Consider the following 12,781-nt stretch of genomic DNA (forward strand, 5'->3'; position numbering starts at 1 on the left):
CGCTTCCCGGCCTCGGGCTGCTCTGGACGCCATGACTGCGGGGAGTCCCCGGCCCTGCGACGAACGGGGGTGACGCCGCGCGCCGTCACCCCGTCCGATTCCGCCCAGGTTCGCCTGGCGAGTGCCCAGGTCGATCAGTGCGACTGCAGCGGTACGCCCAACTGCCCGTCCACCACCGGATCGACCGGCAGGGCGCAGAGCAGCGAGAATTGCTCGACGACCTTCGCCGCATCGTCGTACGGGTCGAGCCCGCTCACCTCCATCGGGTCGAGCGGCGGCACGGCCACGTGCGACACCAGGGGGTGGAACGGCCGGGTGTCGACCTCGCCGTCCCCGAGCAGGTCCTCGTGCAGCTTCTCCCCGGGCCGCAGACCGGTGTAGACAATGGGCGCGGAGCTGGACGCCTGATCGGCCATCTGACGGGCCAGATCGACGATTCGTATGGGCTCGCCCATGTCGAGCACCAGCGCCTCCCCGTCCCGGCCTATCTCGGCGGCCTGGAGCACCAGATGGACGGCTTCCTGGACGGTCATCAGGTAGCGGGTGACCTCCGGGTGGGTGACGGTCAGCGGCTGCCCGGTCTCGATCTGCCGTTGGAAGGCTGTCACCACCGAGCCGCGGCTGCTCAGCACGTTGCCGAACCGGACGCTGAGGAACGTCCCTGGGAAACGCGACGCCGCGTGCGCGGTCAACCGCTCGGTGATCCGCTTTGAGTAGCCGAGGACGCTGATCGGGTTGGCCGCCTTGTCCGTGGAGATGTTGACGAACTTCGCCACGTCCTGACAGGCGTCCAGCACTGAGAGGGTGCCCCAGACGTTGGTCTTGACCGCCTCGCCCGGGTGCCGCTGCAGCAGTGTCAGGTGCTTGAGCGCCGCCGCGTGAAAGATGATTTCCGGGCGGCGCTCCCGGATGATCCGCCGAATTCCCTCGTCGTCCCGCAGGTCGGCGAGGATCAGCTCGGGACCGTCCAGCATGGCCCGCCCAGCGAGCGACATCTGGAGGCTGTGCAGGGCGGACTCGTCCCGGTCCAGCATCATCAACTCACCCGGGTTGGCCTTCATCACCTGACGGCAGAGTTCGGAGCCGATCGACCCGCCGGCACCGGTGACCAGGATCCGCCGGCCGGTCAGACTGTTCGTGCTCAGTGGCAGGTCACCGACCACCTGGCGGCGGCCAAGCAGGTCGCTGATCTGTACGTCTCGGACGTCGGTGACGGTGATCCGGTGGTCGACCAGGTCCCGCACCGGGGGCAGCACCTTGAACACCGCGCCGGCCTCCAGGGTGGCCTCGCGAATCTGGCGGATCAGCGCGGCGTCGGCGTTGGCCACCGAGAAGATGACGGCGGTGGCGCCGGTACGTCGGACCGAACGGGCGACATCGTGCCGTCCGCCGAGCACGCGCACCCCGCCGATGCGCAGGTCGCGCTTGTCCGGGTCGTCGTCCAGTGCAGCGACCGGTAGGTAACGGCCGCGCGGGTCGCTGAGCATGGCGCGCAGCAGCCCTTGCCCCGCGTCACCCATTCCGAACAGCAGCACTGGCGTTGACGACCGGACATCCGGCCGCATGGCGAGGTCGCGACGGTGCCGGTACGCGAACCGGGCGCCGAGCATGAACAGCAGGGCGAGCGCGCCGCCGACCAGCGGGGTGCTCGCCGGAACGGGCCGGTCGCCGGACGGCAGCAAACCGAGCAGCACGATGGCGGCCGTCATGATGGTGGTGCCGGCGACGCCTTGGACCTCCTGCAGACTGCCCAGCGGGTGACGTCCGGAGTAGAGCCGCCGCAGCGCCGCTACCGCCACGTGCACGACTGCCGCAACAACGCCGGCCGCCGCGGCCCGGCCCAGCTGCCCCGGGGGGAGCTGGAACTCGAATCGGGTCCACGCGGCCGCGACGAACCCGCCGACCCAGGCGGCGGTGTCGGTGACGAGGAACCCAGCGGTGCGACGGCGGGCCCTGGCCCGCCGCATTCGCCGGTCCGCGCCTTGCGTGTTCTCGGTGTCCTGCGGCATGTGCTGGCTCCCCTGTCCCGACTGCTTCCGCCACACGGCAGAAGGAGCCTCTAGGCTCTTTGTCCTTGTTACATGCCCAAGCAGCATCATTGGGCGTTTTCGGGGTGAATGAGCCTAATATGCTGCCGGTTCTGATGGTCTCAGCGGGCTGGAACGCCCTTGACCGTCACCTGATCGGGCACATCCCGGACGACGCACGCTCCGGCTCCGACGGTGCTGTCCCGCCCGACCCGCAGGCCCTGCAGCACCGCGGCGTTGGTTCCGATCAGCACGCCCTCTGCGAGGTGGCAATCACCCGACACGGCGGCGAGCGGGTTGACCGAGACGTAGTCGGCGAGGCTGCTGTCATGGCCGACGGTGGCGTTCTGGTTGAGATGAACGTGACGGCCGATGGTGACGTTCGTGGTGACCCGGGCTCCCGCAAAGGCGACGAACCCCGGCCCGTGCCCGGTGTCCGGCCCGATGGTGGCGTCCGGGTGGACGAGGCTTGCGGCCGGGATGCCGTGCCCGTCGATCCGGTTCCCGACGGCTCGGCGGATCCGGGGGTCTCCGATGCCGATGACGTGTTGGGTGTCCGGGGGCGCGTCGCGCAACCAGGCCATGTCCCCGAGGTACGGCACGTCGAGTCGCTGCAGCCGCTTCAGGTTCTCCTCGGTGGGTCGGTCGTCGACGATGCCCAGGAGCTGCCAGATCTGCCGTCCGGCGGCCTCGTTCACCGCTCGGGCGATGGTGAGCACCTCCCGGCTGTGCCCGCCGCAGCCCACCACCACCAGTCCGGTCGTCACGCCGTGGACCCTCCCGTCCGGACGGTCAGGAACTCGTCGATCGCGGCGAACACCCGGGCAATCTGCGGCTCGGTCAGCGCACTCCCGCTGGGCAGGGTGAGCCCGTCGGCGAAGAGCCGCTCCGCCGCGCCGGTGAGCAGGCTCTCCGCACCGGCGTGCATGGGCTGCAGGTGCATCGGCTTCCACACCGGCCGGGTCTCGATGTCCCGAGCGGCCAGGTGGGCCGCCAAGTCGTCCGCCCGCCAAGCGCACCGCTCCCGCTCGACGGTGATGACGGTGAGCCAGCAGTTCGACTCGGTGTCCTCCTCGCCCAGCAGCCGGACGCCCGGCACCGCTGCGAAGAGCTTGGCGTAGTGGTCGCGCAGCTGGCGGCGTCGCGCGATCATCCCGTCCAGCCGGAGCAACTGCGCCCGGCCGAGCGCCGCGAGGAGGTTGCTGAGGCGGTAGTTGTAACCCGTCTCGCGATGCTCGTAGTGCCGCGTCGGTTCGCGCGCCTGCGTGGAGAGGTGACGAGCCCGGGCGAGGAGCGCAGCGTCGTCGGACACGAGCATTCCGCCACCGGAGGTAGTCATGATCTTGTTGCCGTTGAAGGAGAGCACACCGGCGCGCCCGAAGGAGCCGGCCGCCCGTCCGCCGTGGCTGGCGCCGAGGGCCTCCGCGGCATCCTCGACCAGCGGAACGTCGGCCTCGATGCAGACCGGGACCAGGGCTTGATAATCGGCGCAGCTGCCAAACATGTCCACCGGGACTACCGCGCCGACCTGCTCGCCGCGAGATCGGAGCCGGCGCAGCAGGTCGGTGACGAGGCCGACGTCGACGTTTCCGGTCTGCGGGTCGCAGTCGACGAAGACCGGACGTGCGCCGATGTACCGGGCCGCGTTGGCGGTGGCGACGAAGGTGAGCGTGGGCACGATGACCACGTCGCCGGGTCCGACCCCGACGCCGAGCAGGGCCAGGTGCAGGGCAGCGGTGCCGGAGCTGACCCCGACGGCTCCGCCGGTGCCGACTCGCTCGGCGATGTCGCGTTCGAACGCCTGGAGGTCTGGGCCGGCCGGGGCCACCCAGCCCGAACGCAGGGCGGCGACCAGGTACGACTCCTCGAGCGGCCCGACGTCGGGCGGGGACAGGTGGATCATCTGGCTCATCGGCCGGCTCCCTGGCGAGTCGTCATGCCGGTGTCCGGTCCCGCTGCGGCGGTGCCGGGCGCCGAGGCGTGCCGAGGAACTCCGGGGCGGTGGCCGATCCCGCTGCGTTGATGCCCTCGCGGCCCAGCACGGTGCGCACGGTCGCGACGAGGATCGACGCGTCCAGGCGGAAGCTGCGCGTGTCCACGTATCGCACGTCGAGGTCGAGCTTTTCCTCCCAGCTCAGGCTGTTGCGTCCGCGCACCTGTGCCAGCCCGGTGACGCCGGGCCGTACCTCGTGCCGCCGGGCCTGGCTGGCGGAGTAGCGATCGAGGTACTCCGGCAGTAGCGGGCGCGGGCCCACCAGGCTCATGTCGCCGCGCAGCACGTTCCAGAGCGTGGGCAGCTCGTCCAGGCTGGTGGCGCGCAGCCAGCGCCCCAGCGGGGTGAGTCGGTCGCCGTCACCAACCGGACCACCGCCGTGGTTGGGCGGCCGCATGGTGCGGAACTTGACCACCTCGAAGGGCCGTCCATACAGCCCGGCGCGGCACTGGCGGAACAACACCGGCCGGCCGAGGCCCACCACGACCAGGACCGCCACCACCGCCAGAACCGGCGTGATCAGCACCAGCAGCAGGGCCGCGAGGATCGCGTCGAGGATGCGCTTGCCCGGGTCGGGGCGAGGCAGCAGTAGCGGGTTTTCCGGAGCGTTCACGAGACCACCAGGCACCGGCACCGTTCCGACCTCCGAGAAAAGCGACGTTAAGCGACGTATGGGTCTTACCAGGACAAGCTAGTAGAGCAGTTCCGAATGCCGACACTCGGGTTGCTTCGACCCGATCAACCCTGAAACGCCACGCATGGACACGGCCTGCTCAGGGCCCTCGTGCGGTCCGTGCCATCAGAGGTCGAGCGGTAGAGTCGCGACCGCCCGGTCGGGCGAGGGGGACAACCCGGTCGGGTGAGGGGGAGACTGTGCTGCACCTGAGGGTGATCGCCCCGGCGGACCGGTCGACCGAGGTCATCGACCTGCTGTCGGCGGAGGCGGGGGTGACCCACCTGGCCGTGCTGCCCGGCGCGGCCCGGCAGCCGCAGGGCGACCTGATCCTCTGCGACGTGGTGCGGGAGAGCGCCGACCGGGTGCTCCAGGGGTTGCAGCGGATCGGCGTGGACACGAGTGGCGGCATCGCCGCTGACGACGTCGAGCTGACGATCTCCGCGGCGGCCGACCGAGCGGCGGAGAAGGCGCCCGGCAGCGGCGCCGACGCGGTGGTGTGGGACGAGATCGCGGCGAAGACCGGCGAGCAGACCGAACTCTCCGCCACCTACCTGGTGCTGATCATCATCGCCACCATGATCGCCGGTATCGGTGTGCTGCTGGACCAGCCGATCCTCATCGTCGGGGCGATGGTGGTCGGTCCGGAGTTCGGCCCCCTAGCCGCGCTCTGTGTCGCGCTGCTGCGCCGCCGGCTCGGGGTGATCGTCCGGTCGGTGCAAGCCCTCACGGTCGGCTTTCTGGCGGCCATGGTCGCGACCGTGCTGAGCACCTGGGCGCTGAACGCCGCCGGTCTGGTCAGCAAGGAGATGCTGCTCGCCGAGCGTCCGCTCACCGACTTCATCTGGCGGCCGGACGCGCTGTCCTGGGTGGTGGGCCTGCTCGCCGGGGTCGCCGGCATGCTCTCGTTGACCTCGAAGAAGTCGGGCAGCCTGGTCGGGGTGCTGATCTCGGTGACCACCGTGCCGGCGGCGGCGAACGTGGCGGTCGCCGGTGCCTACGGCGTGTGGGACGAGGCGGGCGGGTCGGCCGTCCAGCTGGTGATCAACCTGTGCGCGATCGTCCTGGCCGGGACGCTCACCCTCGTGGTGCAGCAGGTGTCGTGGTGGAGCCTGGCCCGTCGGTCCCGCCGCCGTCCAGCAGCCGGGTGAGCAGCGTCCGCAACGGGATCGACTCGCCGTCGCGGCCGCCCGCGCCGACGACCAGCGGTGCCGGGCTGGGTTGCGGATCGACGCCGAACAGCCGGGCCCGCAGGCCGCCCGGCACGGTCAGCAGGTGGAACCGCCCGGCCACGTCCACCGCCCGGGTCCCGGCCCGGTCCACGTACCAGCCGGTCAGCCGGGTCCGGTAGCGCCCGCGCCCGTCGTAGCCGCGGGCGACCAGCCGGGTGGTGGGCAGCCCTCGTCGGGTCGCCTCGGCCACGAACCAGGCCACCAGTTCGGCCGCCTCCGCCCGCTCGGCGGCCCGCCGCCGCGCGTCCGCGTCGGCGTGCGCCCGCACCGCCTGTCGCTGCCGCTCCCGCCACTCCCGGCCGTCCCGCTCACCCACGACGCCGACGGTACGCCCGCGAGTGCGTCGTGGCTCAGTCGAGTACGGCCCACAGGGTGTACCGGGCGATGTCGGCCATCACCGGGTTGGTCTCGACGTAGTACGGCAGCGCGTTGATCGCCTGCAGCAGGGCCCAGCCGCGCCCCCGCTCCCACGTGGCGTCGTCCACGCCGAGCGCCCGCCGGTACGTCTCCCGCGACCTGGCGTCGAGCAGGTTCCACGCCGGCATCAGGTCCACCGCCGGATCGCCGACGTTGACGGTGCCGAGGTCGATGACCGCGGCCAGCCGGTCGTCGCGGACCAGCAGGTTGCCCGGCATCAGGTCGGCGTGGATCCACACGTCACCGTCGTCGTGCCGGGGAGCCTCCCGGCACCGGTCCCACACACCCGCGAGCCGGCCGGTGTCGGTGAGCTGGCGACTGTCGGCGAGGGCCGACCGCACACCGGCGTCCTGGGCGGCCAGCGGACCGCCCCGACCGGACCCGGGCCAGGCCCGACCGCCGGTGTCGATGCCGCGCAGGGCGGTGACGACGCCCGCGAGGTCGCGGGCGAAGGCGTCCGGGTCGCCGATCCGGCCGCGCCGGGCCGGCTCGCCGGGGATCCAGCGGTACGCCGTCCACGGCCCGGGATACCCCTCGCCCGGCTCACCGAGGCCGAGCGGTTCGGGCACCGCGACGGGCAGGTGCGCGGCGAGCAGCCGTGCGTGCTCCTGCTCCCGCCGCAACTCGCTGTGGAGCTCAGGGTCGCCGGTCGGCCGGAGCGGGAACCGCAGGACGACCTCCGGGCCGAGCCGGAAGAGGCCGTTCACCGTGCCGGGCGACGGAAGCGGGCGCACCGGGAGGGCCCGCCACTCGGGAAACTGCTCGGCCACCAGCGCGGCAACCACGTCCGCGGTGACGTCGACCTGATCGGCGTGCATCTTCACCGCGAGATCATCACCCCGAATCCCACCACGAGGCGATCCGTTTTCCCGCGTTCGCGAGCCGGGAGACGCGGCCGGGGCCACAGATCTTGGACAGTTTCCGTCAGCCGCTGACGGAAACTGTCCAAGATCTGGACGGGCGGCGACGCTGCTTCTGCTCGACGGGGGTGTTGCGCGAAGTGCAGCAGAGCAGGGCGCACCAGGCAGGTGCGGGCGAGCTGCCTTTACCTGATTCCGGGTGGGCGCTCTGCCCCAGGGATGGGGCAGCTCGACAGTGTCCGCGGGGGGCTCGACGAGTCGGGCACGGAGGTCCCTACGGAACCGCGAGGCGCCCGGGATGCCCGCCCGTCCTGGGGCATCCCGGGCGCGCGTCAACGCGCGAGGTTACGGTCAGGCCAGTCCGGCGCGGCGCAGGGCGTCCGCCATCGCGTCGTTGGCGGGCGCGGGCGCGCTCTGCCGCTGCTGCCCGTCGCGACCACCCTGCCCGCCGCGACCACCCTGCGCCCCGCGACCACCCTGCCCGCCGCGACCACCCTGCCCGCCGCGACCACCCTGCGCCCCGCGGCCACCCTGCCCGCCGCTGCCGCTCTGCGCCCCGCGCTGGGCCGGTCCGCCGCGACCGACCTGGCCGCCGCCACGGCCGGCGTCGGCGCCCGGCTCGTCCTCGAGGCGCAGGGTCAGCGAGATCCGCTTGCGGGGTACGTCCACGTCGAGCACCCGGACCTTGACCACGTCGCCGGACTTGACCACCTCGCGGGGGTCCTTCACGAAGGTCCGGGACATCGCCGAGACGTGCACCAGGCCGTCCTGGTGCACCCCGACGTCCACGAACGCGCCGAACGCGGCCACGTTGGTGACCACGCCCTCCAGCACCATCCCCGGCGTCAGGTCACCGATCTTCTCCACGCCCTCGACGAAGGTGGCGGTGCGGAACTCCGGTCGCGGGTCGCGGCCCGGCTTCTCCAGCTCGGCGAGGATGTCGGTGACGGTGGGCAGGCCGAACCGGTCGTCGACGAAGTCGGTTGCCCGCAGCCCGCGCAGGATCCCGCTCTTGCCGATCACCGAGCGCAGGTCCTGCCCGGTGCTGGCGAGGATGCGGCGCACCACCGGGTACGCCTCGGGGTGCACGCTGGAGGAGTCCAGCGGGTCGTCGCCGTCGGGGATGCGCAGGAAGCCGGCGCACTGCTCGAACGCCTTCGGGCCGAGCCGGGCCACCTTCTTCAGCTCGGTGCGCGACCGGAACGGCCCGTTGGCGTCGCGGTGCAGCACGATGTTCTCGGCCAGCCCGGCGCCGATCCCGGAGACCCGGGTCAGCAGGGGCGCGGAGGCGGTGTTGACGTCCACCCCGACCGCGTTGACGCAGTCCTCCACCACCGCGTCCAGCGAGCGGGACAGCTTCACCTCGGACAGGTCGTGCTGGTACTGACCGACCCCGATCGACCGGGGATCGATCTTGACCAGCTCGGCGAGCGGGTCCTGGAGCCGGCGGGCGATGGACACCGCGCCGCGCAGCGAGACGTCCATCCCGGGCAGCTCCTGCGAGGCGTACGCGGAGGCCGAGTAGACCGACGCGCCGGCCTCGGAGACCATCACCTTGGTCAGGTTGAGCCGCGGGTGTCGCGCGATCAGGTCACCGGCCAGCTTGTCGGTCTCCCGCGAGGCGGTGCCGTTGCCGATCGCCACCAGCTCGACGCCGTGCGCGCCGGCCAGCCGGGCGAGGGTCTCGATCGACGCGTCCCACCGCCGGCGCGGCTCGTGGGGATAGATGGTGTCGGTGGCGACCACCTTGCCGGTGGCGTCCACCACGGCCACCTTGACCCCGGTACGCAGGCCCGGGTCCAGCCCCATCGTGGGCCGGGTGCCGGCCGGCGCGGCGAGCAGCAGGTCCCGCAGGTTCATGGCGAAGACGCGTACCGCCTCCTCCTCGGCCGCCTGCCAGAGCCGCATCCGCAGGTCCGCGCCGAGGTGGATGAGGATCCGGGTACGCCACGCCCAGCGGACCGTGTCGACCAGCCAGCGGTCGGCCGGGCGGCCGGCGTCGGACACGCCGAACCGGCCGGCGATGGCCGCCTCGTACCGGCTCGGGCCGGTCGGCGCGGCGTCCGCCTCGCCGGCCTCCTCCGGTTCCATGGTCAGGTCGAGCACGCCCTCCTTCTCGCCCCGGAACATCGCCAGGATCCGGTGCGAGGGCAGCTTCGGGTACGGCTCGGAGAAGTCGAAGTAGTCGGCGAACTTGGCGCCGGCGGCCTCCTGGCCCTCGCGTACCCGGGACGCCAGCCGGCCCCGCGACCACATCTGCTCGCGCAGCGTGCCGATCAGGTCGGCGTCCTCGGCGAAGGTCTCGATCAGGATCGCGCGGGCGCCCTCCAGCGCGGCGGCGGCGTCGGCGACGCCCCTCTCCGCGTCGACGAACCCGGCGGCGCTGGCGCGCGGGTCCTGCGTGGGGTCGGCCAGCAGCGCCTCGGCCAGCGGCGCCAGCCCGGCCTCGCGGGCGATCTGCGCCCGGGTCCGCCGCTTCGGCTTGTACGGGAGGTAGATGTCCTCCAGCCGGGACTTCGAGTCGGCGGCCATGATCTGTGCTTCCAGGGCCTCGTCCAGCTTGCCCTGGCCGCGGATCGACTCCAGGACGGCGGCCCGCCGTTCGTCCAGCTCGCGCAGGTAGCGCAGCCGCTCCTCCAGGGTGCGCAGCTGGGTGTCGTCGAGCAGGCCGGTGGCCTCCTTGCGGTAGCGGGCGATGAACGGCACGGTGGCGCCGCCGTCGAGCAGCTCCACGGCCGCTCGCACCTGACGCTCGGCCACGCCGAGCTCGTCGGCGATCCGCTGATGAACAGACTGGGTCACGATCTCGATCCGCCTTCGACTCGATCCGCCTTCAAAGAGCGGGTACCGCCTGCATTGTGCCGGGCCGCGCCCGACGCTGTCGCCGCGCCCGGCCGGGGCGACCCGGCGGCGGCTCCCCGGCGCCTGCGCTAGCGTGGCGATCATGGAAACAGCTGCGGAGCCGCGCGCCCGGCGGCTCTTCGGCGGCAGCGCCCGGGCCCTCGGTGACCTCGCGGCCAACCCGTTCCGCGCCGACCGGGACCGGATCGTCGGCTCGCCGTTCTTCGCCCGCCTGGGGGGCGTCACCCAGGTCATCAGCCCGGTCGGCTCCGGCCTGCTCGTGCACAACCGGCTCACCCACAGCCTGAAGGTCGCCCAGGTGGCCCGGGCGATCGCCGAGCGGCTGACGGGTGACGAGCGATGGCGCGACCTGCTGGACAAGCTCGGCGGCTGCGACCCGGAAGTGGTGGAGGCCGCGGCGCTCGCCCACGACCTCGGCCACCCGCCGTTCGGGCACCTGGGGGAGCGGGTGCTGGACCGGCTGGCCCGGCATCGCCTCGGCCTCAGCGACGGCTTCGAGGGCAACGCCCAGTCGTACCGGATCGTGACCAGCACCGAGATCCGCGGCGCGGCCACCACCGGGCTGGACCTGACCGCCGCCGTCCGCGCGGCGATGCTGAAGTACCCGTGGACCCGGCTGGACCATCCCGACCCGCACCCGCGCCTGCTGGACCCGCCGCCGCGCGGGGCCACCCCGCCGCCGGACGACCCGGAGAGCGGGTCGTCGAAGTTCGGCGCGTACCGGACCGAGCTGGACGACCTGCGTCAGGCCCGGGAGCCGTTCGCCGGCCGCATCCCGGACTGGCAGCAGACCGTGGAGGCGTCCGTGATGGACACCGCCGACGACATCGCGTACGCCATCCACGACGTGGAGGACTTCTACCGGGTCGGGGTGCTCCAGCAGGGCGCGGTCTCCGCCGAGCTGATGGCCTGGCAGCGCGAGAGCGGGCACTTCCGGGCGATCACCGACGCGGCGCTGGCCACGGCGGCCCGGCGGCCCGGCGCGGCGATCGAGCGGCTGCGCCGGCAGTTGCACCGCAAGGACGCCTGGATCGCCGACGACGACGCGTTCGCCGCCGCCGTCGAGCACGTCCGGGAAGAGCTGGTCGACGGGCTGCTGGCGATGCCGTTCGACGGCTCGATCGAGGCCGAGCAGTACGTGGCCCGGTTCTCCGCCCGATGGTCGACCCGCTTCGTCGAGGCGATCACAGTGACCGAGCACCCGTCCGTGCGCTCCGGGTACGTGCTGCTCGGCTGCGCCCAGTGGCACGAGGTGCAGGTGCTCAAGTTCGTCCACCACCGGTTCGTGCTGGCCCGCCCCGACCTCGCCCTGCACCAGCGGGGCCAGGCCCGGCTGCTGGGCACCCTGGTCGAGGCGCTGTGGGAGTGGCTGCTCGACCCGGAGGAGGAGTCCCGGCTGCCCCGCCGGCTGCACGACCTGGTGGAGCTGGCCGAGGCGGAGCTGCACCCACGCACCCCGGACCGGATCGGCCGGGCCCGGGGGCGGGCCATCGTGGACTTCGTCGCGCAACTCACCGACGGCCAGGCGGTGGCCATGCTGGACGCGCTCTCCGGCCGCTCCGGCGCGCTGTGGACCGACGCCTTCGTGCTCTGAGATCAGGCGATCGCCTGCCACCAGCCGTCCACTGCGGGTGGGTCGTCGACCACCACGCGCTCGCCCGGGCGCGGCACGGCCAGCCGGACGTCGCGGGCCTTCGCCTCGGCCCAGAGGCGGTTCACCGGCTCGGACCAGTCGTGCAGCGCCAGGTTGAACGTCGCCCAGTGCACCGGGATGAACAGCCCGCCCCGCAGGTCGAGGTGGGCGTCGACCGCCTCCTCCGGGAACATGTGGATGCTCGGCCAGGCCCGGTCGTACGCGCCGATCTGCATCAGCGTGACGTCGAACGGCCCGTGTTCCGCGCCGATCTCGGCGTAGCCCGCGAAGTAGCCGGAGTCGCCGGTGTAGAAGACCTTGCGACGCTCGCCGGCGACCACCCAGGAGCTCCAGAGTGTGCCGTCGCGGCGCAGCCCCCGGCCGGAGAAGTGCTGCGCGGCGGTGGCGGTGATGGTCAGACCGGCGACCCGGTGCGACTCGGACCAGTCCAGCTCGACGATCCGCTCGGCCGGTACGCCCCACCGGTCCAGGTGTGCGCCCACGCCCAACGGCACGAGGAACGGCGCGGTCTGACCGGTGAGCAGCCCCTGCACGGTGGCCATGTCGAGGTGGTCGTAGTGGTCGTGCGAGATCAGGATGGCGTCCAGCGCGGGCAGCTCGTCGAGGCGTACCGGCGGCTCGTGCAGCCGACGGGGGCCGACCAGGGCCGAGGGCGAGCAGCGCTCGCTCCAGACCGGGTCGATCAGCACCCGCCGGCCCTCGATCTCGATCAGCGCCGAGGCGTGCCCGTACCAGACGATGTTGAGCTCGTCGGCGGCGTCGGTGGGGTGCGGTGCGCTCGGGCGCAGCAGCGGCACGGCGTTGCTCGGGCGACGCTTCTGCTTGCCGAAAATCAGCTCCCGGAGCAGGTTGCGGCCCGGGTCGGCGACCATGGTGCGGGTGCCGGCCTGGTTGTGGAAGGTGCCGTCGCGAAACTGTGGTGAGCGGGCCGCCCGTTCGGCCCGGGCGCCGACGAGCCGGCCGCCCAGTGCCGCCGGCACGTCCCGGGCGACCCAGGCCAGGCCGGCCAGCGCTGCCAGCCCTGCCGCGCCGCCCATCCGTCGCCCGAGCGACCGTTCGACGT

Annotated in this window: 10 protein-coding genes; 2 read left to right on the forward strand and 8 right to left on the reverse strand. The window is 72.6% G+C overall.

Annotated features, from left to right (window positions below; genetic code table 11):
* Positions 1-134: 134 nt before the first annotated feature.
* The 4 genes from AB0K07_RS08980 to AB0K07_RS08995 all read right to left on the reverse strand — a co-directional run bounded on the left by AB0K07_RS08980 (position 135) and on the right by AB0K07_RS08995 (position 4,633).
* Positions 135-2,009, reverse strand: coding sequence for a nucleoside-diphosphate sugar epimerase/dehydratase (locus AB0K07_RS08980; RefSeq protein ID WP_363752275.1), 1,875 nt, complete (start codon positions 2,007-2,009; stop codon positions 135-137).
* Positions 2,010-2,149: 140 nt separating this feature from the next.
* A complete protein-coding gene (locus AB0K07_RS08985; protein WP_363752278.1) occupies positions 2,150-2,794 on the reverse strand; it encodes an acetyltransferase in 645 nt (214 codons plus the stop codon).
* Positions 2,791-3,939: an aminotransferase class I/II-fold pyridoxal phosphate-dependent enzyme gene (locus AB0K07_RS08990; RefSeq protein WP_363752280.1), complete on the reverse strand. Its 1,149-nt coding sequence runs from the start codon at positions 3,937-3,939 to the stop codon at positions 2,791-2,793. The genes AB0K07_RS08985 and AB0K07_RS08990 overlap by 4 nt, the downstream gene beginning before the upstream one ends.
* A gap of 22 nt (positions 3,940-3,961) precedes the next feature.
* Positions 3,962-4,633 (reverse strand): sugar transferase, encoded by a 672-nt coding sequence (locus AB0K07_RS08995; RefSeq protein WP_363752283.1) that lies wholly within the window; start codon positions 4,631-4,633, stop codon positions 3,962-3,964.
* 260 nt (positions 4,634-4,893) lie between these two features.
* Here AB0K07_RS08995 and AB0K07_RS09000 point away from each other — a divergent pair, with 260 nt between their 5' ends.
* A complete protein-coding gene (locus tag AB0K07_RS09000) occupies positions 4,894-5,844 on the forward strand; it encodes a DUF389 domain-containing protein (RefSeq protein ID WP_363752286.1) in 951 nt (316 codons plus the stop codon).
* Here the strand turns inward: AB0K07_RS09000 and AB0K07_RS09005 are convergent.
* From AB0K07_RS09005 to AB0K07_RS09015, 3 genes are all read right to left on the reverse strand, one after another.
* On the reverse strand, positions 5,771-6,241 hold the full coding sequence (locus tag AB0K07_RS09005) for a hypothetical protein (RefSeq protein ID WP_363752289.1): 471 nt from the start codon (positions 6,239-6,241) through the stop codon (positions 5,771-5,773). The genes AB0K07_RS09000 and AB0K07_RS09005 overlap by 74 nt on opposite strands.
* A gap of 34 nt (positions 6,242-6,275) precedes the next feature.
* The gene (locus AB0K07_RS09010; protein WP_363752808.1) at positions 6,276-7,160 is read right to left on the reverse strand and encodes an aminoglycoside phosphotransferase family protein; all 885 of its coding nucleotides are present in this window, start codon (positions 7,158-7,160) and stop codon (positions 6,276-6,278) included.
* Positions 7,161-7,553: 393 nt separating this feature from the next.
* Complete coding sequence (locus AB0K07_RS09015) at positions 7,554-10,004, reverse strand: Tex family protein (RefSeq protein ID WP_363752292.1); 2,451 nt, start codon at positions 10,002-10,004, stop codon at positions 7,554-7,556.
* 142 nt (positions 10,005-10,146) lie between these two features.
* Here AB0K07_RS09015 and dgt point away from each other — a divergent pair, with 142 nt between their 5' ends.
* Positions 10,147-11,658: a dGTP triphosphohydrolase gene (gene dgt / locus AB0K07_RS09020; protein WP_363752294.1), complete on the forward strand. Its 1,512-nt coding sequence runs from the start codon at positions 10,147-10,149 to the stop codon at positions 11,656-11,658.
* Between the two features lie 2 nt (positions 11,659-11,660).
* Here dgt and AB0K07_RS09025 read toward each other — a convergent pair whose 3' ends face one another.
* Entirely contained in the window at positions 11,661-12,755 is a 1,095-nt protein-coding gene (locus AB0K07_RS09025) for an MBL fold metallo-hydrolase (RefSeq protein ID WP_363752811.1), read from the reverse strand.
* Between the last annotated feature and the right edge of the window lie 26 nt (positions 12,756-12,781).

The organism is Micromonospora sp. NPDC049301, from assembly GCF_040678715.1.
Lineage (GTDB): Bacteria > Actinomycetota > Actinomycetes > Mycobacteriales > Micromonosporaceae > Micromonospora.